The sequence below is a fragment of the Streptomyces sp. DT2A-34 genome, from assembly GCF_030499515.1.
In the GTDB taxonomy this organism is placed as follows: Bacteria; Actinomycetota; Actinomycetes; order Streptomycetales; family Streptomycetaceae; genus Streptomyces.
In genome coordinates this window covers 3,202,407-3,224,775 of the sequence record NZ_JASTWJ010000001.1, presented here as the reverse complement: position 1 = coordinate 3,224,775, position 22,369 = coordinate 3,202,407, and the positions used below count along the sequence as shown (strand labels likewise).

22 protein-coding genes, 2 pseudogenes and 1 riboswitch are annotated in these 22,369 nt (G+C 70.1%); of the genes and pseudogenes, 12 read left to right on the top strand and 12 right to left on the bottom strand.

The genetic code is table 11. From position 1 onward, the window contains the following. Window positions 1-163: 163 nt before the first annotated feature. The 3 genes and pseudogenes from QQM39_RS13945 to QQM39_RS13935 form a co-directional block, all read right to left on the bottom strand. Entirely contained in the window at window positions 164-868 is a 705-nt protein-coding gene (locus QQM39_RS13945; RefSeq protein ID WP_301997024.1) for an aspartate/glutamate racemase family protein, read from the bottom strand. A gap of 1 nt (window position 869) precedes the next feature. Continuing rightward, the gene (locus QQM39_RS13940) at window positions 870-1,640 is read right to left on the bottom strand and encodes a TSUP family transporter (RefSeq protein WP_301997023.1); all 771 of its coding nucleotides are present in this window, start codon (window positions 1,638-1,640) and stop codon (window positions 870-872) included. Then, window positions 1,633-1,884: pseudogene (locus tag QQM39_RS13935) on the bottom strand (TauD/TfdA family dioxygenase); the annotation flags it as partial. The gene QQM39_RS13940 and the pseudogene QQM39_RS13935, both read right to left, overlap by 8 nt. A 25-nt stretch (window positions 1,885-1,909) precedes the next feature. Between QQM39_RS13935 and QQM39_RS13930 the strand changes: the two are divergent. From QQM39_RS13930 to def, 9 genes are all read left to right on the top strand, one after another. After that, window positions 1,910-2,104: a hypothetical protein gene (locus tag QQM39_RS13930; RefSeq protein ID WP_301997022.1), complete on the top strand. Its 195-nt coding sequence runs from the start codon at window positions 1,910-1,912 to the stop codon at window positions 2,102-2,104. 7 nt (window positions 2,105-2,111) lie between these two features. Continuing rightward, window positions 2,112-2,300, top strand: coding sequence for a hypothetical protein (locus QQM39_RS13925; protein WP_301997021.1), 189 nt, complete (start codon window positions 2,112-2,114; stop codon window positions 2,298-2,300). A 509-nt stretch (window positions 2,301-2,809) separates the two neighbouring features. Next, window positions 2,810-3,439: an alpha/beta family hydrolase gene (locus QQM39_RS13920; protein ID WP_302003579.1), complete on the top strand. Its 630-nt coding sequence runs from the start codon at window positions 2,810-2,812 to the stop codon at window positions 3,437-3,439. A 257-nt stretch (window positions 3,440-3,696) separates the two neighbouring features. After that, complete coding sequence (locus tag QQM39_RS13915) at window positions 3,697-4,392, top strand: sigma-70 family RNA polymerase sigma factor (RefSeq protein WP_301997020.1); 696 nt, start codon at window positions 3,697-3,699, stop codon at window positions 4,390-4,392. Continuing rightward, window positions 4,389-4,691: a mycothiol system anti-sigma-R factor gene (gene rsrA, locus QQM39_RS13910; RefSeq protein ID WP_301997018.1), complete on the top strand. Its 303-nt coding sequence runs from the start codon at window positions 4,389-4,391 to the stop codon at window positions 4,689-4,691. The genes QQM39_RS13915 and rsrA overlap by 4 nt, the downstream gene beginning before the upstream one ends. Window positions 4,692-4,834: 143 nt before the next feature. After that, entirely contained in the window at window positions 4,835-6,142 is a 1,308-nt protein-coding gene (locus QQM39_RS13905; protein WP_301997017.1) for an HD-GYP domain-containing protein, read from the top strand. After that, window positions 6,139-7,392 (top strand): HD-GYP domain-containing protein, encoded by a 1,254-nt coding sequence (locus QQM39_RS13900; RefSeq protein ID WP_301997016.1) that lies wholly within the window; start codon window positions 6,139-6,141, stop codon window positions 7,390-7,392. Before QQM39_RS13905 ends, QQM39_RS13900 begins: the two co-directional genes overlap by 4 nt. A gap of 109 nt (window positions 7,393-7,501) precedes the next feature. Continuing rightward, a complete protein-coding gene (locus QQM39_RS13895) occupies window positions 7,502-8,482 on the top strand; it encodes a hypothetical protein (protein ID WP_301997015.1) in 981 nt (326 codons plus the stop codon). Between the two features lie 76 nt (window positions 8,483-8,558). Continuing rightward, complete coding sequence (gene def / locus QQM39_RS13890) at window positions 8,559-9,209, top strand: peptide deformylase (RefSeq protein ID WP_301997014.1); 651 nt, start codon at window positions 8,559-8,561, stop codon at window positions 9,207-9,209. Here the strand turns inward: def and QQM39_RS13885 are convergent. Further along, on the bottom strand, window positions 9,185-10,162 hold the full coding sequence (locus QQM39_RS13885) for a helix-turn-helix domain-containing protein (RefSeq protein ID WP_301997013.1): 978 nt from the start codon (window positions 10,160-10,162) through the stop codon (window positions 9,185-9,187). The genes def and QQM39_RS13885 overlap by 25 nt on opposite strands. A 92-nt stretch (window positions 10,163-10,254) precedes the next feature. Between QQM39_RS13885 and QQM39_RS13880 the strand changes: the two genes are divergently transcribed. Both QQM39_RS13880 and QQM39_RS13875 read left to right on the top strand, forming a co-directional pair. Further along, window positions 10,255-10,428 (top strand): hypothetical protein, encoded by a 174-nt coding sequence (locus QQM39_RS13880; RefSeq protein WP_301997012.1) that lies wholly within the window; start codon window positions 10,255-10,257, stop codon window positions 10,426-10,428. Between the two features lie 27 nt (window positions 10,429-10,455). Then, window positions 10,456-11,235: a hypothetical protein gene (locus QQM39_RS13875; protein WP_301997011.1), complete on the top strand. Its 780-nt coding sequence runs from the start codon at window positions 10,456-10,458 to the stop codon at window positions 11,233-11,235. Between the two features lie 16 nt (window positions 11,236-11,251). Here QQM39_RS13875 and QQM39_RS13870 read toward each other — a convergent pair whose 3' ends face one another. From QQM39_RS13870 to QQM39_RS13835, 8 genes and pseudogenes are all read right to left on the bottom strand, one after another. Continuing rightward, a complete protein-coding gene (locus QQM39_RS13870; protein ID WP_301997010.1) occupies window positions 11,252-12,259 on the bottom strand; it encodes a ribonucleotide-diphosphate reductase subunit beta in 1,008 nt (335 codons plus the stop codon). Next, window positions 12,259-14,646, bottom strand: coding sequence for a ribonucleoside-diphosphate reductase subunit alpha (locus QQM39_RS13865; protein WP_301997009.1), 2,388 nt, complete (start codon window positions 14,644-14,646; stop codon window positions 12,259-12,261). Before QQM39_RS13865 ends, QQM39_RS13870 begins: the two co-directional genes overlap by 1 nt. A gap of 147 nt (window positions 14,647-14,793) precedes the next feature. Further along, window positions 14,794-14,884, bottom strand: a riboswitch (cobalamin riboswitch). Window positions 14,885-14,961: 77 nt separating this feature from the next. Then, the gene (locus QQM39_RS13860) at window positions 14,962-15,468 is read right to left on the bottom strand and encodes a GNAT family N-acetyltransferase (RefSeq protein WP_301997008.1); all 507 of its coding nucleotides are present in this window, start codon (window positions 15,466-15,468) and stop codon (window positions 14,962-14,964) included. A 72-nt stretch (window positions 15,469-15,540) separates the two neighbouring features. Beyond that, window positions 15,541-17,151, bottom strand: coding sequence for a monocarboxylate uptake permease MctP (mctP, locus tag QQM39_RS13855; RefSeq protein WP_301997007.1), 1,611 nt, complete (start codon window positions 17,149-17,151; stop codon window positions 15,541-15,543). Further along, window positions 17,148-17,399, bottom strand: a complete 252-nt coding sequence (locus tag QQM39_RS13850) for a DUF3311 domain-containing protein (protein ID WP_301997006.1) — start codon at window positions 17,397-17,399, stop codon at window positions 17,148-17,150. The genes mctP and QQM39_RS13850 overlap by 4 nt, the downstream gene beginning before the upstream one ends. A gap of 120 nt (window positions 17,400-17,519) precedes the next feature. Beyond that, the gene (locus QQM39_RS13845; protein ID WP_301997004.1) at window positions 17,520-17,720 is read right to left on the bottom strand and encodes a YbdD/YjiX family protein; all 201 of its coding nucleotides are present in this window, start codon (window positions 17,718-17,720) and stop codon (window positions 17,520-17,522) included. After that, a pseudogene (locus QQM39_RS13840) lies at window positions 17,692-19,804 on the bottom strand (carbon starvation CstA family protein). The gene QQM39_RS13845 and the pseudogene QQM39_RS13840 overlap by 29 nt, the downstream one beginning before the upstream one ends. Before the next feature lie 201 nt (window positions 19,805-20,005). Then, window positions 20,006-20,770 (bottom strand): GntR family transcriptional regulator, encoded by a 765-nt coding sequence (locus QQM39_RS13835; RefSeq protein ID WP_301997003.1) that lies wholly within the window; start codon window positions 20,768-20,770, stop codon window positions 20,006-20,008. 309 nt (window positions 20,771-21,079) lie between these two features. Here QQM39_RS13835 and QQM39_RS13830 point away from each other — a divergent pair, with 309 nt between their 5' ends. Next, window positions 21,080-22,357 (top strand): extracellular solute-binding protein, encoded by a 1,278-nt coding sequence (locus QQM39_RS13830; RefSeq protein WP_301997002.1) that lies wholly within the window; start codon window positions 21,080-21,082, stop codon window positions 22,355-22,357. Window positions 22,358-22,369: the final 12 nt, after the last annotated feature.

Genomic DNA, 22,369 nt, shown 5'->3' with positions numbered 1-22,369 from the left:
GAGCGCCTCAGGGACCGGCCGGGTTTCAGGGACCGGCCGAGCACCTCAGGGACCGGCCCAGGGCCCGTGCCGACGAGGCGTGGCGACACCGAGCGGTGCCGCCACGCCAACTCACCCGGACCGCCCCCGCGCGGACCGCGCGGACCGCCCGGACCAGGGCCGATCAGACGACCCCGGCCGGCGTCAGGGCCTCCCGTACCGTCGCCCGTGCCAGTGCGGCCGTGGGGTCCACCACCGGTAGGCCGGCGTTGCGATCGCCGAGAAGGAGGGGCAGTTCGGTGCAGCCCGCCACCAGCAGGCCCGCCCCTCGGGCCGCCAGCTCCTCGGCCGCCCGCTCGATCAGGGAGACCGGGGCCGGGCCGAGATCGCCCGCCTTGATCCGGCGGATGGCGCCCGTGACGGCCTCGCCCTGGGAGAGCTCGCCCGGCACCACGACCCGCAGCCCCGCCGCCTCCAGGGCCCGCTGACAGAGCCCGGCGCGGACCGTGCCGGTCGTGGCCAGGAGCCCGACCGCCGCCACGTCCGGGTGGTGGTGGCGGATCTCGGCAACCGTCTCCGCGATCATGTCGAGCATCGGGGCCCGCACAGTGGTCCGTACCTCGTCGAGGAACGCGTGCGCGGTGTTGCACGGCGTCGCGATGACCCGTGCCCCCATGGCCTCGAGCCGGTGGGCGCCGCGCACGAGCCACGGCGTCGGGTCGGGGCCGCGCCCGATCAGCGCCGCCGAGCGGTCCGGGACCGTGGGGTCGGCCCAGACCACGATCGGCAGATGGTCCTGGTCGATGTCGGCGGGGGTCGCGTCGATGACCTTCCGGTAGAAGTCGACCGTGGCCAACGGGCCCATTCCGCCCAGGATTCCGATGGACATCTCACGTCCCCCATTGGTCGAGTGCGAGCTTGCCGACCAGCACGGTCACGACGACGAGCAGCACGGCCCGTACGAAACCGCTGCCGCGCTTGAGTGCCATGCGGGCTCCCACCGAGGCGCCCGCGAGGTTGAACAGCGCCATGAAGGGAGCGAGCGCCCACAGCACTGTTCCCTGGTACGTGAACATCGCGAGCGCGCCCAGGTTGGTCCCGACGTTGACGACCTTCGCGGTCGCCGATGCCATGACCATGTCCATCGACAGGACCGCGACCAGGCCGATCACCAGGAAAGTCCCGGTGCCGGGGCCGAGCAGGCCGTCGTAGAAGCCGATACCCGCCCCGACGACCGCGACGGCGGCCAGAACCCGCTGCCGGGTCACGGCGCCGCCCGGCCGCTGCCCGAACTGCGGCTTCAGGACGACGAAGGCGGCGACCGCGAGCAGCACCATGATCACAGGGCGCAGAACCTCGCTGTTCACGCCGGCCGCGAAGAACGCCCCGGCCACCGCCGCCAGGGCCGCGACAGAGCCGAGCCCGGCCGCGAGCCGCACGTCGATCGCGGCTCGGCGGGCGTACGTCACCGCCGCCGCCGACGTGCCGACGACGCCGACGGCCTTGTTGGTGCCGAGGGCGTACGCCGGGGCCAGGTGCGGGAAGGCGATCAGCAGGGCGGGTACCTGGAGGAGCCCGCCGCCGACCACCGCGTCCACCCAGCCCGCGAGCGCGGCGGTGACACAGAGCAGCACCGCCGCGGTGAGGGTCAGGTCATGCACGGGCGTAGCTGTCCTTGCTGAGTACGCGGCCCCCGGCCCGCACCAGGACGTCGGCGGGCAGCTCGCCGGGGTACGGGTAGAACCGGCGCAGCCAGCGGTCGTCGCCGTCGTAGCGCGGCGTGAAGTCGCTGCGGCCGTGCACGACGATCCGGTTGTCGACCAGGAGCAGTTCGCCCCGGTCGGCCCGCACCGCGCGGTGCACGGTGTGCATGGCACGGTTGAGGCGTTCCAGGGCCGCCTGCGCCTCGGGGTCCGTGCCCGAAGGTGTTGTGCATGTTGAACCGGACCCTCGTCCCGGGGGCGCCGGCCGGGCCGTCCGTGAGCACCGGGTGCGGCTCGGTCACCGGCCGTTCGTCCTCGGCGAGACCCCGGGTGAAGGAGAGCGGGAAGCGGCTGCGGTAGCGGTCGGTGCGCGGCAGCTCACGGTCGCCGGCCGAGAGCAGCGGCTCGGCCTCGCGGACTGAGGCGACCATGGTGGCCGCCCGCCGGTCGTGGTCGGGGCGCAGGCACAGCAGGCCCAAGTGCGAGGGCCGCACCGGGTGGTGGACGTTCTCGGTGTGGAAGTCGAAGAGCGTGGAGCCGGAGTTCAGGGGTTTCGCCGCGTCGGTGGGGACCGGGTACACGTCGTGCACGAGCGCCCCGGACTTCTCGTCCTCGTAGCCGATCAACCCGCCCAGCGGGTGCGCCCCCAGGGCCACGAGCAGGCTGGAGGGGTGCGTCTCGCCGAGGACGTTGGAACCGTACGTCGCCGGAGTCAGCGGGATGTCGCCGACGGGCAGTCCGCGCACCACGAGCAGACCTTGGTCCGGCGGCGTGTCACGGAAGGACTCGATGCCCTCGCGCAGCCGGGCCGGCAGGCGCTCGGCGAGCACGGCGAACGCCTCGGTCCGGAGAGCCTGTTCCAGGGGGCCCGTCAGCCGCGCCGCGACGTGGAGCAGCCCTTCGAGGCGGGCGGTGTCGCCCGGGTCGAGGGTGAGTGTGGCGAGGTCTGCACGGGGTTCCGCATGAGTCGTGCTCCAGCGCAGTCGTCCTGGTCAATGGATCCCCCTCGTCGACGCCGCCCCGGTCGCGAAGGAAGGGCGCCCTCCCTCCCGCCGGGGGAGTGACAGCCTCGTCACACAGTCGGACACCCTGCGTCGGAGAAGGCACACTCTTCTGATGTGACTGATGTGACGACCGAGATCGTTGGCACGGACGCGGGGGACGCCCGCATCACCTGGCACCCGGCGAAGCAGCCCCGGCTCGTGCTGGCGGTGAGCCACGGTGCCGGCGGTGGCATCGAGGCCAGGGACCTGCGGGCGCTGGCCGAGGTCCTGCCCGGGCACGGAGTGACCGTCGCCCTCGTGGAGCAGCCCTGGCGCGTGGCCGGCAAGAAGGTGGCACCCGCCCCGAAGACCCTCGACGTCGGCTGGCGCGGCATCTGGCCCGCGCTCGCCCAGCCCGGTCTGCCCGTGATCTCCGGAGGGCGCAGCGCCGGGGCCCGGGTCGCCTGCCGTACGGCCGTCGAACTCGGCGCCCACGCCGTACTCGCCCTCGGCTTCCCCCTCCACCCGCCGGGCAAGCCCGAGAAGTCCCGCGCCGACGAGCTGCTCGGGGCCGGGGTGCCCACCCTCGTCGTCCAGGGCGGGAACGATCCGTTCGGGAAGCCGGAGGAGTTCCCGGACGGCGACTTCGAGCTGGTCGAGGTGCCGTACGGCGATCACGGGTTCGCCGTACCCAAGCGGGCGCCCCTCGATCAGGACGAGGCCGTGGCGGTCATCACGGACGCGGTGGTCAAGTGGGTCGGGTCACTCGGGTAAAGGTTGGGGAATGTCGGGGCCCCGGCCTCTGTTGTGGCGGACAGCGGTGCTGAACGAGCAGCGCAGACGTCGTAGGAGAGGAAGTCCGCCGCATGGGTTCGACCTTCTGCCCGAGCCGTGGCAGCCGTGCTGACCTGGACTGGACAGTGCTGCACGCGGCCAGGACCGCTCCTATTCGAGCGGCGGCAGGTACCGCAGGTCGTCTATCCTCCGATTCAGGCGGGTCCGGCTTCGGCCCTGCCCGGAATCTTGAGGAGGTGGGTCCGGTTCCCGGTACCGACGCAGGGACCGACAACGGCCAGGCGGAGCAGCCCGAGGGCCTGGGCACGAGCGTGGGCACGTCCACGGAGACGACCGCCGAGCGCAGCGCGCGCTTCGAGCGGGACGCGCTCGAATTCCTCGACCAGATGTACTCGGCCGCGCTGCGCATGACGCGCAACCCGGCCGACGCCGAGGACCTGGTGCAGGAGACGTACGCCAAGGCGTACGCGTCCTTCCACCAGTTCCGCGAGGGCACCAACCTGAAGGCGTGGCTGTACCGGATCCTCACCAACACCTTCATCAACTCCTACCGCAAGAAGCAGCGTGAGCCGCAGCGTTCGGCGGCGGAGGAGATCGAGGACTGGCAGCTCGCCCGCGCCGAGTCGCACATGTCGACGGGTCTGCGCTCCGCGGAGTCGCAGGCGCTCGACCACCTGCCCGACTCGGACGTGAAGGAAGCGCTCCAGGCGATCCCCGAGGAATTCCGCATCGCCGTGTACCTCGCCGACGTCGAGGGCTTTGCGTACAAGGAGATCGCGGACATCATGGGGACACCCATCGGTACGGTGATGTCCCGGCTGCACCGGGGCCGCCGTCAACTGCGCGGCATGCTCGAGGACTACGCCCGTGAGCGCGGCCTGGTCCCGGCGGGCGCCGGAGAGTCGAACGAAGTGAAAGGTTCGGGCTCATGAGCTGCGGAGAGCCGCACGAGACGGACTGCAGTGAGGTACTCGATCATCTCTACGAGTTCCTCGACAGTGAGATGCCGGACGTGGACCGCGACAAGTTCAAGCAGCACTTCAAGGAGTGCTCGCCGTGCCTGGAGAAGTACGGCCTGGAAGAGGCCGTGAAGAAGCTGGTCAAGCGGTGCTGCGGCCATGACGACGTGCCGACCGACCTGCGCGCCAAGGTCCTGGGGCGGCTCGACCTGATCCGCTCCGGGCAGGCGGTGCCCGACCACGACGTGACCGCGACGCCGCAGGAGTCCTGACCCCCCGTCGTACTCCCCGTCCCGGGAACGGGCTGCCGTCACTCGAACGTGCTAATCGGCGCGTGACAAGCCCGCAGCCGCCCCTCTCACCGACCTAGGCTCCGCGTTGAGCTGAGCAGGTCATGGTTGGGGAGGCGTCGAAGATGGAGGCGATACCGGCACGGGCGCGGGTGTACGTCGCCTGTGTGGCGCTGTGCGCCCTCGCCTGCCTCGTGCCGTTGCTCGCGGCCCACACGCCCTGGCGGGCGGCCGTCCTGCTCGCCGCGCTGTATGCCGCCGGTGAGCGGATCGCCGCCCGATGGCGGTTCGCGGGCACCTTCTATCCCGTGCTGCTCGCCGGGGCCTTTCTGCTGCCGCCGTCCGCCGCCGCGCTGGTCGCGGTGCCGGGTGCCCTGCTGTCGCCGGCCGGGCAACGGCCGCTGTGGACCCGCCGGATCTGGCGGGCCGCCCAGCTCGCCGTCGCCGTCTGGGCGGCGGCCCGGGTGCACGGTGCACTGGACGGGCGCGATGCCGTCGCGACGGGTGAATTCCCGTGTGCGCTGCTGTCGGCCGGGGGCGCGGTACTGACGTTCTGTCTGGTGCTGACCGCGCTGGACGGCGGGATTCTCACGGTGGCCGAGGGCGTGCCGGTGCCGCGCGCCTGGCGGGGGCTGTTCCCGCGCTCGCTCGCGCCCATCGCCGTACACGGTCTGGCCGGGCTCATGATGGCCGTGCTGTGGCGCAGTCCGTACGGCTCCGTCGCCGCGCTGCTCGTGCTGCTGCCGATGTGTGTGTCGTGGTGGGTGTTCGCCCAGTACCACCGGGAACGCGCGGCTCACCAGGCGACCATCCGGGCGCTGGTCCAGGCCGTCGACATCAAGGACGGCTACACCCGCGGCCACAGCGAGCGGGTCGGGCAGGCCTCGATGATGATCGCGCGTGAGCTGGGCCTGGCCGACGAACGCGTCGAGGTGCTGCGGTTCGCCGGGATCCTGCACGACGTGGGGAAGCTGGGCGTGCCCACGCGGCTGCTGCGGAAGAACGGGCCGCTCACGCCCGAGGAGCGGCGGGTGATCGAGCTGCACCCCGAGTACGGGCACGAGATGGTCCGGGGGATCTCCTTCCTCGGCGAGGCCCGGGCCGCCGTACTCCATCACCATGAGCGGCTGGACGGGAGCGGGTACCCCTACGGGCTGAGGGGGAGCCAGATCCCGGAGTCCGCGCGGGTGGTGGCGGTCGCGGACGCGTTCGACGCGATGACGTCGACCCGGACCTATTCGAGGGCCCGGCCCGTGTCCGTCGCCCTGGGGGAACTGGAGAAGTGCGCGGGCTCGCAGTTCGACCCCCGGATGGTCACGGCCCTCGCCAGAGCCGTGGACCAGTACGGATGGCATCCTGCCGTGACCGCCGACGAAGCCTGTACGCCCCCTGCGCGCCCCCCGGTCGCCGGTGTCCCGGGAGCGCACCGGTGAGCGCCCCCTGTACCGCCGGGAAACCGCCCCTCCTCCTCACCCTCGTCCACACCTCCGCGGCCCTCCTCGCCGCGGCCTCCCTCGTCGGCACCCTCGGGCACGGACTGGAGGAACGCGGCACCGCCCTCGCCTTCGGCGTCCTCGTCACCGTCGGCGAGCTCACCCGGTGGACCGGAGCGGAGGGCCGGGAGGCCGCCCCGCTCGGCGCCGCCGCGGCGCTGTCGTACGCCCTGCTGGGGGAGGACGGCGGCCACCCCACCCACCACGGGGTCCTGCAGGTCGGTGCCGTCGTCCTCGCCGCCTCGCTCCTCGGCAGCGTGCCGCACCTCGCGAGCGGGCGCCCCGTGCTCGACCACCTCGCCCGGCGCGTGCTCACCGTCGGCTTCGCCGCCGTCTGCTTCCAACCCCTGTACAACCAGGGCACGTTCCAAGGCTGGGGCCCCGGCTACGCCCTGCTCCTGCTCGCGATCCTGGTCCTGACCGCCCTGTGCGACGCCGTGCTCGCCGCCGCGCTGGCGCACTCCCGCACCCGGTGGCCGTTCGGGCCGCTGCTGCGGGACGAGCTGCGGGCGACGCTCGGGATCGGGTCGGCCGTCTGCGCGACGGGCGCGGTGATGGCACTCGCGGTCGCCGTGGTCGGGCTGTGGGCGCTGCCCGTCTTCTCGCTCCCCCTCCTGCTCACCCAGATGTCGCTGCGACGCTACGCCGCCGTGCGGACCACCTACCGGCAGACCATCGCCTCCCTCGCCCGGGCCACCGAGATCGCCGGGTACACGCCGGCCGGACACGCCCGGCGGGTGGCCGCGCTCAGCCGGGAGGTCGGGCGGGACCTGGGCCTGTCCGAGGCCGAGCTCACCGTGCTGGAGTACGCGGCGCTCATGCACGACATCGGCCAGCTGAGCCTGGTCGACCCGGTGCCGGCCGGGGCCACCGCCGGACTGCCCGTCGAGGAACAGCGGCGGATCGCGCTGCTCGGCGGGGCCGTCGTACGGCAGACGGGGGTGCCCGCGCAGGTGGCGACGGTCGTGGAACGGCTCGCCGACCCCTGCCCGGAGCAGCCGGTCGCCGCGCGGATCGTGCGGGCCGTGAACGCCTACGAGGAGAAGGCGCGGGACGCCGGTCCCGGCGGGCCGCTGAAGGCGCTGGAGGAACTGCGCCTTGCCACCGCCGGGGAGTACGCGCCGGAGGTGGTGGGGTCGCTCGCACGGGTGCTGGCCAGAGACTGTCTGACATGGCCTGTGGCTGGGTAACCCATGGGTAATGAGCGCCCTTCCAGCCGTACGTGGTTGGATGCGAATGAGAGGGTGTCCGGGGGCGAGCACTAGCCAGCCCACTCCACGGAACTGGCAGGCGGGAATCGTGAGGATCTTCGGCAAGGGACGGCACCGGCCCTCCGCCTCCTGGCGGCAGGCCACCGACCGTGCGTTCACGTTGATCGGTGACGGTCGGTACGACGACGCGGGCGCGTTGCTGACACGCGCCGCCGATCTGGAGCCCTGGCTTTCCGAGTCCTGGTTCAACCTCGCCCTGCTGCACAAGTTCCGCCACGACTGGGAGCAGGCCCGCGCCGCCGGGCTGCGTGCCGTGGCGCTGCTCGACCGGGAGACCGGGGCGCCCGACTGGTGGAACGTCGGCATCGCGGCCACCGCCCTGCAGGACTGGCCGCTGGCCCGGCGGGCCTGGCAGGCGTACGGGCTGCGGGTGCCCGGCGGTGCCACCGACTCCGGTGAGCCGGTCGGGATGGACCTGGGCAGCGCGGCCGTACGGCTGTCCCCCGAGGGGGAGGCCGAGGTCGTGTGGGGGCGGCGGCTGGACCCCGCCCGCATCGAGGTGCTGTCGATCCCGCTGCCGTCCTCCGGGCGGCGCTGGGGCGAGGTCGTGCTGCACGACGGCGTGCCCCACGGCGAGCGCACCACGTCCGCCGGGCACGCCTACCCCGTCTTCGACGAGATCGAACTGTGGGCGCCCTCGCCGGTGCCGACCTGGGTGGTCCTCCTGGAGGCGGCCACCGAGGCCGACCGGGACGCCCTGGAGCAGCTCGCGGCCGACGCCGGGTTCGCCGCGGAGGACTGGTCGTCGTCGGTGCGGCTGCTGTGCCGGATGTGCTCGGAGTCGCGGATGCCGTCGGACGAGGGCGACGGGGACCACCTGGACCCGCACGACCACAGCGAACCGGGCCATCCCGGGCCGCTGGGGCACCGCACCGACGGGCAATTGTGGGTGCCGGAGCGGGAGTGTGGCGTCGCGGCGCCCGCGGCGTTGGTACGGGGACTGCTGGACGGATGGGTCGCGGACAGCCCGGATTCGCGGGACTGGCGGGATCTCGAAGAGGTCTGCTGAGCATTCGCCGTACCCTGTATCAGCGTCACACCCCCTCTTCGACTCTTTTGTTTGTGCAGGAAGGCTTACGTCTGTCATGGCCCAGCAGGACACCGATCAGCAGCACGCGGGCGTGCTCCCCGTCGACGACGAGGGCTTCGTCATCGACACGGAGGACTGCGAGGAGCGCGAGCAGGCGTACCGCGAGCGTGGCACCTCGCGGCCCATCACGGTCGTCGGGAACCCGGTGCTCCACAAGGAGTGCAAGGACGTCACCGAGTTCGACGACGAGCTGCTGAAGCTGGTCGACGACATGTTCGCCTCGCAGCGCACCGCCGAGGGCGTGGGCCTGGCCGCCAACCAGATCGGCGTCGACCTGAAGGTCTTCGTCTACGACTGCATGGACGACCAGGGCAAGCAGCACGTCGGCGTCGTCTGCAACCCCGAGCTCGTCGAGCTGCCCGCCGACCGGCGCCGCCTGGACGACAGCAACGAGGGCTGCCTGTCCGTGCCGACGGCGTACGCGCCGCTGGCCCGCCCGGACTACGCCGAGGTGACCGGGCAGGACGAGAAGGGCAACCCGATCAAGGTGCGCGGCACCGGGTACTTCGCCCGGTGCCTGCAGCACGAGACCGACCACCTGTACGGCTACCTCTACATCGACCGTCTCTCCAAGCGGGAGCGCAAGGACGCGCTGAGGCAGATGGCCGAGGGCGAGCCCCGCTATCCCGTGGTCGCGAACGACTGAGGTCCCCGGAACGTCCTGCGGTAGGCGTTCGGGGTCGTCCCCAGCGCCCGTACGAATTGATGGCGCAGCGCGGCCGCCGTGCCGAAGCCCGTCCGGCCGGCGATCGCGTCCACCGTCTCGTCCGTCGCCTCCAGCAACTCCTGCGCCAGCAGCACCCGTTGGCGCAGGATCCAGCGGTAGGGAGTCGTACCGGTCTCCTGCTGGAAGCGGCGGGCGAAGGTGCGCGGCGACATGTGCGCACGCTCGGCGAGCTGCTCGACGGTGACCTCCTCGTCGAGGTGCCGCTCCATCCACGCCAGCACCTCGCCGACGGTGTCGCACTCGGAGCGGGGCAGCGGGCGCTCGATGTACTGGGCCTGCCCGCCGTCCCGGTGCGGCGGCACCAGCATGCGCCGGGCGATCCTGTTGGCGACCTCGGGGCCCTGCTCCTTGCGCACGATGTGCAGGCAGGCGTCGATGCCGGCCGCGGTGCCGGCGGAGGTGATCACCGGGTCGGCGTCGACGTACAGCACGTCGGGCTCGACGACCGCCCGCGGAAAACGCCGGGCGAGTGTCTCGGCGTGCCGCCAGTGCGCGGCACAGCGCCGCCCGTCGAGCAGTCCGGCCGCGCCCAGCACGAAGACGCCGGAGCAGACGCTGAGCACCCGGGCGCCTCGGTCGACGGCCCGGCGCAGGGCGTCGAGCAGCTCGGGCGGATAGTCACGGGTGACGTTCTCGTCCGAGGCCGGCACGGCGATCAGGTCTGCCTCCTCCAGGCGATCGAGGCCGTACGGGGTCGAGACCGTGAAGCCGGGGACGTGGGTGCTCAGCGCCGACCCCTCGGCCGAGACCACGGCGAAGTCGTACACCGGCAGGCCCTCGTCGCTCCGGTCGAGCCCGAACACCTCGCAGACGACGCCGAGTTCGAAGGGGTGCGCGCCGTCGACGAGGACGCAGGCGACGTTCTTCAACATGCGGCCAGTGTGCCTCGCCGGTGGCAGTAAATCGAGGGTCTACGGCAGTCCTGCCACTGTTCGTAAGGAGCGTCCGGCGCGACAGTGGTGTCATGACTACGGAACAGACAGAAGGACTGCTCGCAATGGTCACCGTTCTCGGCATGTTCGTCCTGCTGGTCCTCCCGTCGCTGATCGGGATCGTGCGCGACCGGCGCATCGACCGTCAGATCAGGGAGGCGGAGGAACGCCGGGCCCGGCAGCAGGGCTTCGCGCCGGCGGCGTAACCTCTCCTGCACCACCAGGGGAGGATCATGAGACACAGATTGTGGGCCGTGGCAGGCGGGGCGGCAGCCCTGACCCTGCTCACGGCCACCGGCGCCCATGCCGAGGGCGAGGGCGACATCCGGGTCACCACGACGGTCGTCAACAACGGCAAGAACGTCATCGTCGGGACGTCGAAGGTCGTCGAGTACCCGATCGCCATCACCATCAAGGACGACTCGGGGGTGAAGGGGCTCGGCCGCGTCAGCACCTTCAACACGTCCAGTGCCAACGGGGGCGGCTTCGCCGAGTGGACCGGCGCGACGTGCGTGAAGAAGACGTCGACCACATCGGTGTGCACGGCCACGATGAGGATCACTCCGACCTGGATCCCCCACTACAGCGACGCCGACAGCAACAAGACCGCCGGGGAATGGCAGGTCAACGCCACGGTCAACGCGAACGACGGTGACTACTGGATCTCCGACCGCATCGCCCTCTACAAGGTCAAGCGCGCCTCCAGACTCACGACGGACGCGACCCCGGAGCCGGTCGCCAAGGGCACCACGCTCACCGTCAACGGCAAGCTGACGCGCGCGAACTGGGAGAACCTCGAGTACCACGGGTACACGCAACAGGCGGTCAAGCTCCAGTTCCGGCCCGCCGGCGGCGCCCACTACAGCACGGTCAAGACCGTGCAGACGGGCACGCACGGCAAGCTCAGCACCAAGGTGACCGTCACCTCGGCGGGCAGCTGGCGCTGGTACTTCCCCGGCACGACGACGACCGCGCGGGTCGTGTCGGCCGGGGACGCCGTCACGCTGAAGTAAGGCTGAGAAGTACGGCTCAGAAGTCCTCGTCCAGGTCGACCGTGCCCTCCACGGCGACCTGGTACGCCGACGGACGCCGCTCGAAGAAGTTGGTGAGCTCCTGAACGCCCTGCAGCTCCATGAAGGAGAAGGGGTTCTCGGAGCCGTACACCGGGGCGAAGCCGAGGCGAGTCAGACGCTGGTCGGCGACACACTCCAGGTACTGCCGCATCGAGTCGGTGTTCATGCCCGGGAGGCCTTCACCGCACAGGTCGCGCCCGAACTGGAGCTCGGCCTCGACAGCCTCCCTCAGCATGTCGGTGACCTGCTGCTGGAGTTCGTCGTCGAAGAGCTCCGGCTCCTCCTTGCGGACGGTGTCGACGATGTCGAAGGCGAAGGACATGTGCATCGTCTCGTCGCGGAACACCCAGTTGGTGCCGGTGGCCAGGCCGTGCAGCAGGCCGCGGCTGCGGAACCAGTAGACGTAGGCGAAGGCGCCGTAGAAGAACAGGCCCTCGATGCACGCGGCGAAGCAGATCAGGTTGAGCAGGAAGCGGCGCCGGTCGGCCTTGGTCTCCAGGCGGTCCAGCTTCTCCACTGAGTCCATCCACTTGAAGCAGAACTCGGCCTTCTCGCGGATGGAGGGGATGTTCTCCACGGCCGCGAAGGCGGCGGTGCGGTCCTCCGGGTCGGGCAGGTAGGTGTCCAGCAGCGTCAGATAGAACTGGACGTGGACGGCCTCCTCGAAGAGCTGACGGCTCAAGTAGAGCCGCGCCTCGGGGGAGTTGATGTGCTTGTAGAGCGTCAGCACCAGGTTGTTCGCGACGATCGAGTCACCCGTCGCGAAGAAGGCCACCAGACGGCCGATGAGGTGGTGCTCGGCGGGGGTGAGCTTGGCGAGGTCCGCGACGTCCGAGTGGAGGTCGACCTCCTCCACCGTCCAGGTGTTCTTGATGGCGTCCCGGTAGCGCTCGTAGAAGTCCGGGTAGCGCATCGGGCGCAGCGTCAGCTCGAAGCCGGGGTCGAGCAGGTTCTGGTGGGACATTACTGGCAGGCCTCGCAGGACTCGGGGTTTTCCAGGGAGCAGGCGACGGCGTCGGGCTCGGCGACCTGCTGGACGGGGATGGTCTTCTCGGGCTGGGCGGCCTGAGCCTGTGCGGCGCGGGCGATGCGGGTCGCCGGGCGCGAGCGCAGGTAGTACGTCGTCTTCAGGCCCTGCTTCCAGGCGTAGGCGTACATCGAGGAGAGCTTGCCGATGGTCGGCGTCTCCAGGAAGAGGTTCAGGGACTGGGACTGGTCGAGGAACGGGGTGCGGGCGGCGGCCATGTCGATGAGCCCGCGCTGCGGGATCTCCCACGCCGTGCGGTACAGGGCCCGTACGTCCGCCGGGATCCAGGCGAAGTCCTGCACCGAGCCGTTCGACTCGCGCAGCGCCTCACGGGTGCGGGCGTCCCAGACGCCCAGCTCCTTGAGGTCGTTGACCAGGTAGGAGTTGACCTGGAGGAACTCGCCGGACAGCGTCTCGCGCTTGAACAGGTTGGAGACCTGCGGCTCGATGCACTCGTAGACGCCGGCGATGGACGCGATGGTGGCGGTGGGTGCGATGGCGAGGAGGAGGGAGTTGCGCAGACCGGTGGCGGCCATACGGTCCCGCAGCGCGGCCCAGCGCTCCGGCCACGTCAGCTCGACGCCGTAGTGGTCGGGGTGCAGGACCCCCTTGGCCGTACGGGTCTTCTCCCAGGCCGGCAGCGGGCCGCTGCGCTCGGCGAGGTCGGCGGAGGCCTCGTACGCGGCGAGCATGATGCGCTCGGCGATCCGCGTGGACAGCTGGTTCGCCTCGGCCGAGTCGAAGGGCAGCCGCAGCCTGAAGAAGACGTCCTGGAGCCCCATCGCGCCCAGCCCGACCGGGCGCCACTTGGCGTTCGATCGCCCCGCCTGCTCGGTCGGGTAGAAGTTGATGTCGACGACGCGGTCGAGGAAGGTGACGGCGGTACGGACGGTGGCGTCGAGCCGCTCCCAGTCGATGTCGCCGGTCGTCGTGTCGACGAACGCGCCGAGGTTGACCGACCCCAGGTTGCAGACCGCCGTCTCCCCGTCGTCCGTGACCTCCAGGATCTCCGTGCAGAGGTTGGAGGAGTGGACGACATGGCCCGGCAGGGCGGTCTGGTTGGCGGTGCGGTTGGCGGCGTCCTTGAAGGTCATCCAGCCGTTGCCGGTCTGCGCGAGGGTGCGCATCATGCGGCCGTACAGGTCACGGGCCGGGATGGTCTTCTTCGCGAGGCCCGCCTCCTCGGCCTCGCGGTAGGCGGCGTCGAACTCCTCGCCCCACAGGTCGACCAGCTCGGGCACGTCGGCGGGGGAGAACAGGGACCACAGGCCGTCGGCGTTCACGCGGCGCATGAACTCGTCCGGGACCCAGTGCGCGAGGTTGAGGTTGTGCGTACGGCGGGCGTCCTCACCGGTGTTGTCGCGCAGCTCCAGGAACTCCTCGATGTCGGAGTGCCAGGTCTCCAGGTAGACCGCGGCGGCACCCTTGCGCCGGCCGCCCTGGTTCACGGCGGCGACCGAGGCGTCGAGCGTCTTCAGGAACGGGACGATGCCGTTGGAGTGCCCGTTGGTGCCGCGGATCAGCGAACCGCGGCTGCGGATACGGGAGTACGACAGACCGATGCCGCCGGCGTGCTTGGAGAGGCGGGCGACCTGGTGGTAGCGGTCGTAGATGGAGTCCAGCTCGTCCTTCGGGGAGTCGAGGAGATAGCAGGACGACATCTGGGGGTGGCGGGTGCCGGAGTTGAAGAGCGTGGGGGAGGAGGGGAGGTAGTCGAGGCGGCTCATGAGCCCGTAGAGCGCGGCGACTTCGTCTACGGACCTCATCGTGTCGTCCTCGGCGAGACCGGCGGCGACGCGCAGCATGAAGTGCTGGGGCGTCTCGATGACCTTGCGGGTGAGGGGATGCCGGAGCAGGTACCGGCTGTGCAGGGTGCGCAGGCCGAAGTAGCCGAAGCGGTCGTCGGCACCGGTGTCGATCAGGTCGTCGAGGCGGGCGGCGTGCAGGCGCACGAACTCGGCGGTCCGGTCGGCGATGAGCCCCTCGCGATGCCCGACGGCCACCGACTCGGTGAAGGACGTGACGCCCTGCGAGGCGGCCTCGGCGGCGATGGAGATGGTCAGCAGCCGGGCGGCCAGTCTGCTGTAGGCGGGGTCCTCGGAGATGAGACCGGCCGCCGCCTCGGTGGCCAGCTCGCGCAGCTCCGCTTCGTCCGCGACGGCGGACCGGCCGCGCAACGCGGCGGCGGCGACCCGGCCGGGGTCGGCGTCGGGGAGGTCGGCGGTCAGCTCGGTCAGGGTCCGCAACAAGGCGGTTCCCGGAGCGTCCTCGTCCGTCGGGACGGTCGGGACGGCTGAGGCCGGTTCTGCTGGCGCGATGGTCACGTGGGGGCTCTCCCTCGCTCGGCACGGGGGCCTTGCGGGAGGGCAGCCGGCAGCACACGAGCGCACGCGGCGTCGCGTCCACCGGCCCATTCCACGAGGCCCGGACGTCAGAACGCACCGGCCGGTTGGCCGGGCGCACTGTCGGCAGGTCCTCGGACTGACTCTCGTACGACGGCATGCGGGCATACGTGTACGAGTACACCGTTGCGGGACAGTTCCGGATTCGCACCGGATTCCCCTGCGGCGACAGCGAGCATGAGCATACATCTTGTGTCGGGCTGTCGTGTCACCCCCAGATGTTGTGTCGGGGTGGTTTCAGAGCGTCAACTCGTAGGTGAGGAGAGTGATGTCGGCGAGGGCCGGGATCGGGTTCCAGTCCCGCGCGGGCGTGCGGACGAAGCCCAGGCGCTCGTAGATGCGGTGGGCGCTGTGCATGGTGCGCTGGGTCGACAGGACGATGCGTACGCAGCCCTCCGTGGCCCGTGCGCGGTCGACGCAGGCGCGTACGAGGGCCTCGCCGGCGCCCCGGCCGCGTGCCTCCCGCGAGACCGCCAGCATGCGGATCTCGGCCTCGCCGGAGCGCGCTATGTCGGCCATCGGCCCGCCGCTCGGTACGAAGGTCACGCCGCCCAGCAGCCGGCCCTTCTCGACCGCCACCAGCACCTCGGCGGCGGCCGCCCGCTTGGCCACGTCCTTCAGTTCACCGAGGTATTCGTCGCTCTCCCCGAAGTCCAGGAGGCCGTCCTGGAGGTAGGCCTGGGCGGTGATCTCGCCCAGGGCTTCGTACTCAGCGGGGTCCGCCTGCCGGATCACGATGTCCATGCAGGTGAGTGTGCCGGACGGGTACGACAACGGGCCGCCGGATTTCTCCGACGGCCCGTCGATGCCAGGTACTCAGTGGGACGTGCCCGCGGTCGCAGGCGGCAGTTCCACCTTCACGCCCGGGTCGCCCGCGTCCGCCGTGTAGTCCTCCGGGCTGGTCTCGTCGATGCCCTCCGGGGCCTTCGCCGCCTTCAGGACGAAGGTGAGGACGACCGTCACCACCACGTTCAGCACGAACGCCGTCAGGCCGATGTAGCCGATCTCCCCGATGCCGGGGATCTCCTTCGCCGAGCCGCCGAAGTGCTTCTGCGTCGGCGAGGCGACGCCGTACGCGGCGACCGTGCCGTAGATCATGCCGACCGCCCAGCCGGCCAGCAGGGCCCAGCGGTGGAACCAGCGGGTGAACAGGCCGCCGACCAGGGCCGGGAAGGTCTGCAGGATCCAGATGCCGCCCAGGAGCTGGAAGTTGATCGCGACCGTCTTGTCCATCGTCAGGACGAAGACCAGTGCACCAACCTTCACCAGCAGGGACACCAGCTTGGAGACCTTGGTCTCCTGCGCGGGAGTGGCGTCCGGCTTGATGAAGTCCTTGTAGATGTTGCGGGTGAAGAGGTTCGCGGCCGCGATGGACATGATGGCCGCGGGGACGAGGGCGCCGATGCCGATCGCCGCGAAGGCCACGCCCGCGAACCAGGACGGGAACATGTCCTCGAAGAGCTGCGGGATCGCCAGCTGGGGGTTGGTGACCGAGACTCCGGCCGCGATCGCCATGAAGCCCAGCAGGGCCAGCAGGCCGAGCATGAGGGAGTACAGCGGCAGGATCGTGGTGTTGCGGCGGATCACCTCACGGCTCCTGGAGGAGAGCGTCGCGGTGATCGAGTGCGGGTACATGAACAGCGCGAGCGCGGAGCCCAACGCCAGCGTGGCGTACGTCCACTGGCCCGCCTCCGGCGGGATCAGACCGCCGGCCTTGGCTGCCGTGTACTTCTCGCTCGCCGCGCCGAAGATCTCGTCGAACCCGCCCAGCTTGATCGGGATGTAGATGATCGCCACCGCGATGACGACGTAGATCAGCGTGTCCTTCACGAACGCGATCAGCGCCGGGGCGCGCAGACCCGAGGAGTAGGTGTACGCCGCCAGCACACCGAAGGCGATGAGGAGGGGGAGGTCCTTCACGAACCAGTTGGTGTTCTCGCCGCCGCCCACGCCCATCACGTCCAGCACCGCCTGGATGCCGACCAGCTGGAGCGCGATGTACGGCATGGTCGCCAGCAGGCCGGTGACGGCCACGGCCAGCGACAGGCTCTTCGAGCCGAAGCGGCCGCGCACGAAGTCCGAGGTCGTGACGTATCCGTGCTTGTGCGAGACCGACCAGAGGCGGGGCAGGAAGGTGAAGATCAGCGGGTACACCAGGATCGTGTACGGCACCGCGAAGAAGCCCGCCGCGCCGGCCGCGTAGATCGCCGCCGGGACCGCCACGAAGGTGTACGCCGTGTACAGGTCGCCGCCGAGCAGGAACCAGGTCACCCAGGTGCCGAACGACCGGCCGCCCAGGCCCCATTCGTCGAGGCTGTGCTCGTTCTCGGCCTTGCGCCAGCGCGAGGCCAGGAAGCCCATGACCGTGACGGCCAGGAAGAAGATGATGAAGACGGCGAGTGCGACGCCGTTCACGCCGTCGTTCACTCGGCACCCCCACGGCGTGCACGCTGGTCACGCTGCCACAGCTTGTACGCGATCATCGTCAGTGCGGTGGAGATCAGCACCCACAGCATCTGGTACCAGTAGAAGAACGGGATGCCGGCGAAGGCCGGGTCCACCTTCGCGTACGAGCCGACCCACAGCATCGCCACGAACGGCGCGATCAGGCAGAGGGCGATGACCACGCGCACGGGTGTCACCACCGGTGGTCTCACTTCTGGCGCATCAGACATACGACGGCTCCGTCCCCTCACTGATCACCTGTGCAATGCGCAGGAAATCTAGGCGACGGTTCCGCTTTATGGAACCCCCGTCCGTATAACGGATAGCACTCAACTGATAGCGCTTGCCGCTCAGCAGCAGCGGAAGCCCTGCCGGGGGTCCTGCTCCTGACGGTCGGTGCGCATGCGCTCGAACGTCCGCCGTGAGGGCGCGTCCGCCTGCGGGTGGTCCCGGCGGATGTGCGCGACATAGCGGTCGTACGCCGACTCGTCGGTCAGCTCCCGCACATACCAGCGCACGCCCCTAAGTGCCCGCCGCAGTGCCGACGTCATGGCGTGCCTCCTCCTTCTCCTCCCGGGTCGGGAACAGCCCGGCCGGGGCGACGATCTTCGACTCGACGTACGGCGCCTCGCTCAGCGTGGACAGCGCCGGGCGCCGGACGTGCCGGACGCAGACGCGGGCCGCGTCGACGATGACGACGACGATCAGCAGGGCGAGGACCGCCGAGAGGACGCCGTCCACCGTGGAGTTGGTGACCACGGTGTGCATGTCGTCCATGGTCTTGGCGGGCGGCAGGACCTCACCGCGGTCGATGGCGTCCTGGAACACCTGACGCTGCTTGAAGAAGCCGACCTTCGGGTCGCTGGAGAAGACCTTCTGCCAGCTGGCGGTGAGGGTCACCGTGGCGTCCCAGGCGAGCGGGATCCCGGTGATCCAGGCCCACTTGAGGCGTCCCGACTTCACCAGCAGGGTCGTGCAGACGGCGAGGGCGACCGCGGCCAGCAGCTGGTTCGAGATGCCGAAGATCGGGAACAGCTGGTTGATGCCGCCGAGGGGCTCATGGACGCCCACCCACAGGAAGTACCCCCACAGGCCGCACACCACCGCGCTGGTGATGACCAGGCCGGGCTTCCAACTGACGTTCCTGAAGGGCCGGTAGACGTTGCCCAGCGTGTCCTGGAGCATGAACCGGCCCACTCGGGTGCCCGCGTCCAGCGCGGTCAGGATGAACAGCGCCTCGAACATGATCGCGAAGTGATACCAGAAGGCGCGCAGACCGTCACCAGTGACCTGGGAGAAGATCTCCGAGACGCCGATGGCGAGGGTGGGCGCGCCGCCGGTGCGGGACAGCAGGGACGCCTCCTCGACGTTCTCCGCCGCCCGCGCCAGCGCCTCGGGGGAGATCTGGTAGCCCCAACTCCCCACGACCTGCGAGGCGTTCTGCACGGTGTCCCCGATGACCCCGGCGGGCGCGTTCATCGCGAAGTACAGGCCCGGGTCGATGATGCTCGCCGCGACCAGCGCCATCACGGCGACCGACGACTCCATCAGCATGGAGCCGTAGCCGATCATCCGGACCTGCGTCTCCTTCTGGATCATCTTCGGCGTCGTACCGGAGGAGATCAGCGAGTGGAAGCCGGACAGGGCGCCGCAGGCGATGGTGATGAAGACGAAGGGGAACAGGGACCCCGCGAAGACCGGGCCGTCGCCGCGCGAGGCGAAGTCCGTCACCGCGTCCATCTTCAGCGTCGGCAGCGCGATGACCACGCCGAGGGCGAGCAGGACGATCGTGCCGATCTTCATGAAGGTGGAGAGGTAGTCGCGCGGCGCCAGCAGCATCCACACCGGCAGGCGAGGCGATGAAGCCGTACGCCACCAGCCAGACGACCAGCGTCGAGGGCGCGAGGGTGAAGGTGTCGGCCCACGACGACTCGGCGACCCAGCGGCCGGCGACCAGGGCGAACAGCAGCAGCGCGACGCCGATGACGGAGACCTCGGTGACCCGGCCGGGGCGCAGCACCCGCAGGTAGAAGCCCATCAGCACGACGATCGGGATCGTCATCGCGATGGAGAAGGTGCCCCAGGGGGACTGCGCGAGGGCGTTGACGATCACCAGCGCCAGCACGCCGAGCAGGATGATCATGATGGTGAAGGCGGCGAGCAGCGCCGCCGCGCCGCCGAACGGGCCGATCTCCTCGCGCGCCATCTGCCCCAGCGAGCGTCCGTCCCGGCGGGTGGAGAAGAACAGCACCACCATGTCCTGGACCGCGCCCGCGAAGATGACGCCGGCGATGATCCAGACCGTCCCCGGGAGATAGCCCATCTGCGCGGCCAGGACCGGCCCGACGAGGGGTCCGGCGCCGGCGATCGCCGCGAAGTGGTGGCCGAGCAGGACGCGGCGGTCGGTGGGGTGGAAGTCGATGCCGTTGTCGAGGCGTTCGGCCGGGGTGGCCCTGGTCCTGTCGACCTTGAGGACCTTGTACGCGATGAACTTCGCGTAGAAGCGGTAGGCGATGGCGTACGAGCCGAGGGCGGCCGCGACCATCCAGGCGGCCGAGACGTCCTCGCCCCGGGAGAGCGCGAGCACGGACCAGCCCGCCGCACCGACGAGCGCGACGAGGGTCCAGATGACGATGGATCGGACGTTCGCGGTACGCGCCGGGGAGTCCTCCCGTCCATGCGGCGACGGGAGGAACGTAGAGCAGCGGCGGCAGTTGCGCTACACCGCGTGCAGTACGCGAAGGGCCCTAATCCTGGGGCCGCTTGAGGCGCGCCACGCTGCATTACCCCGGGGGATAACCCCCGGACCCCCAGCAGGCCCGCGCGCACCGGCGACTCATTCCGCAGGCCGCTTCAGCCTCGCCACGAACTTGTAGCGATCCCCCCGGTACACCGACCGCACCCACTCCACCGGCTGCCCGTCCCGGTCCTGCGAGTGCCGGGACAGCATCAGCATCGGCAGGCCCACGTCGGTGCCGAGCAGGCCGGCCTCGCGCGGGGTGGCCAGCGAGGTCTCGATGGTCTCCTCGGCCTCGGCGAGATGGACGTCGTAGACCTCGGCGAGGGCGGTGTAGAGGGACGTGTACTTGGCCAGGGACCGGCGCAGGGCGGGGAAGCGCTTGGCGCTCAGGTGGGTCGTCTCGATGGCCATCGGCTCGCCGTTCGCCATGCGCAGCCGCTCGATGCGCAGCACCCGTCCGCCGGCCGTGATGTCGAGGAGCTCGGCGAGCCGGTCGTCGGCGGTGATGTAGCCGATGTCCAGCAGCTGCGAGGTCGGCTCCAGGCCCTGGGCGCGCATGTCCTCGGTGTACGAGGTGAGTTGCAGGGCCTGCGAGACCTTCGGCTTGGCGACGAACGTGCCCTTGCCCTGGATGCGCTCCAGGCGCCCCTCGACGACCAGTTCCTGGAGGGCCTGGCGCACGGTCGTGCGGGAGGTGTCGAACTCGGCGGCCAGCGTGCGCTCGGGCGGGACCGGGGTGCCGGGAGACTGTGTCTCCGTCATGTCGAGCAGGTGCTTCTTCAGGCGGTAGTACTTGGGCACGCGCGCGGTACGAACGCCTGCCCCACCCTCGTTCTCCGCACTGCTGACGTCGGTACTCATGGCCTGCCTTCCCGGCTCCGGATGCGGGTCACCTCGTGATCCCTTCTGTATACCGTCGCCGCCTCTTTTGGTCTAGTCCACAACGCCTAAGTGGTCTAGCGGACGAGAGTACTCCGGGGTCGCTGTTTTTCGCTGCCTTCTTACTTAAAGGTTCCTTCATATGTAGGTCCCATAACGGCTGGTCAGGGGCCATTCGGCCACCCTTGACACGCTTCCTGGTCTGGTCCAAGCTCCCCCCTACTGGTCTACACCATTGGTCCAGGTCCCGGCCCATGGGCGGGAGGTGTGGGCATCCCTGAGGAGGGTGGCGTGAAGCGCAAGCTGATATCCGCGATCGGTGTCGCGGGCATGATGATCTCGCTGGCGGCGTGCGGGGGCGACAACGGCGACGGTGGGGACAAGGCCGGGGCGGACGGCTACGCGGGCCAGACGCTCACGGTGTGGATGATGGACGGCTCCACGCCGGACCAGTGGCAGAAGGACGTCGCCACGGCCTTCGAGAAGCAGACCAAGGCCAAGGTCAAGTTCGAGGTTCAGCAGTGGAACGGCATCCAGCAGAAGCTGACCACCGCCCTGTCCGAGGAGAACCCGCCGGACGTCTTCGAGGTCGGCAACACCCAGACCCCGGCCTACGCCAAGACCGGCGGCCTCGCCGACCTCGCCGACCTCAAGTCGGAGATCGGCGCCGACTGGACCGAGTCCCTCAACGAGTCCTCCATCTACGACGGCAAGCAGTACGCCGCCCCGTGGTTCTTCGCCAACCGCGTCGTCCTCTACAACAAGAAGATCTGGGCCGAGGCCGGCCTCAAGGACACCCCCAGGACCCGCGACGAGTTCTACGCCGACCTCAAGCAGATCGGCGAGAAGACCGACGCCGAGCCCCTCTACCTGCCCGGCCAGAACTGGTACCACTTCGTCGGCCTGACCATCGGTGAGGGCGCCGAGCTGGTCAAGAAGGACGGCGACAAGTACGTCTCCAACCTCGCCGATCCGAAGATCGCCGCCGCCATGGAGACGTACAAGAAGTTCCAGGCCCTGTCCAAGGCGCCCAAGGACAAGGACGAGGCCACCCCGCAGCAGGGCGAGGTCTTCGGCAAGGGCAATGTCGGCGCCTTCATCGGCATGGGCTGGGAGGCCGGCATCGCCATCAAGGCCAACCCGAAGATCGAGAAGGAGATCGGCTACTTCACCCTTCCCGGTGCCACGGCCGACAAGCCCGAGGGCGTCTTCCTCGGCGGCTCCAACCTCGCCGTCGCCGCGGGCAGCCAGAAGCAGGAGCTCGCCAAGGAGTTCCTGAAGATCGCTCTGTCCGACAAGTACGAGGGTGAGCTGGCCAAGCTCAACGGCGTCATCCCCAACAAGGAGTCGCTGCAGACCAGCCTCAAGGGCAACGTCGTCGCCGAGGCAGCCGCGCCGGCCGCCGCGGGCGGTGGCACCACGCCGCTGATCCCCGAGTGGGCCGCCGTGGAGAACGCGCCCAACCCGATCAAGACGTACATGACCGCCGTGCTGAACGGTAAGTCGCCCGCCGAGGCCGCGAAGCAGGTCGAGGACGAGTTCAACAAGCGTCTGTCGCAGCAGCAGTAGGAGCAGCCGCAG

Excerpts from the sequence above, each read along its gene's own strand:
- QQM39_RS13945 (WP_301997024.1), bottom strand. The coding sequence starts at position 868 with ATGTCCATCGGAATCCTGGGCGGAATGGGCCCGTTGGCCACGGTCGAC.
- QQM39_RS13925 (WP_301997021.1), top strand. The coding sequence starts at position 2,112 with ATGGTGGCCGCCCGCCGGTCGTGGTCGGGGCGCAGGCACAGCAGGCCC.
- rsrA (WP_301997018.1), top strand. The coding sequence starts at position 4,389 with ATGAGCTGCGGAGAGCCGCACGAGACGGACTGCAGTGAGGTACTCGAT.
- QQM39_RS13905 (WP_301997017.1), top strand. The coding sequence starts at position 4,835 with ATGGAGGCGATACCGGCACGGGCGCGGGTGTACGTCGCCTGTGTGGCG.
- def (WP_301997014.1), top strand. The coding sequence starts at position 8,559 with ATGGCCCAGCAGGACACCGATCAGCAGCACGCGGGCGTGCTCCCCGTC.
- QQM39_RS13885 (WP_301997013.1), bottom strand. The coding sequence starts at position 10,162 with ATGTTGAAGAACGTCGCCTGCGTCCTCGTCGACGGCGCGCACCCCTTC.
- QQM39_RS13880 (WP_301997012.1), top strand. The coding sequence starts at position 10,255 with ATGACTACGGAACAGACAGAAGGACTGCTCGCAATGGTCACCGTTCTC.
- QQM39_RS13875 (WP_301997011.1), top strand. The coding sequence starts at position 10,456 with ATGAGACACAGATTGTGGGCCGTGGCAGGCGGGGCGGCAGCCCTGACC.
- QQM39_RS13870 (WP_301997010.1), bottom strand. The coding sequence starts at position 12,259 with ATGTCCCACCAGAACCTGCTCGACCCCGGCTTCGAGCTGACGCTGCGC.
- QQM39_RS13860 (WP_301997008.1), bottom strand. The coding sequence starts at position 15,468 with ATGGACATCGTGATCCGGCAGGCGGACCCCGCTGAGTACGAAGCCCTG.
- QQM39_RS13850 (WP_301997006.1), bottom strand. The coding sequence starts at position 17,399 with ATGTCTGATGCGCCAGAAGTGAGACCACCGGTGGTGACACCCGTGCGC.
- QQM39_RS13845 (WP_301997004.1), bottom strand. The coding sequence starts at position 17,720 with ATGACGTCGGCACTGCGGCGGGCACTTAGGGGCGTGCGCTGGTATGTG.
- QQM39_RS13835 (WP_301997003.1), bottom strand. The coding sequence starts at position 20,770 with ATGAGTACCGACGTCAGCAGTGCGGAGAACGAGGGTGGGGCAGGCGTT.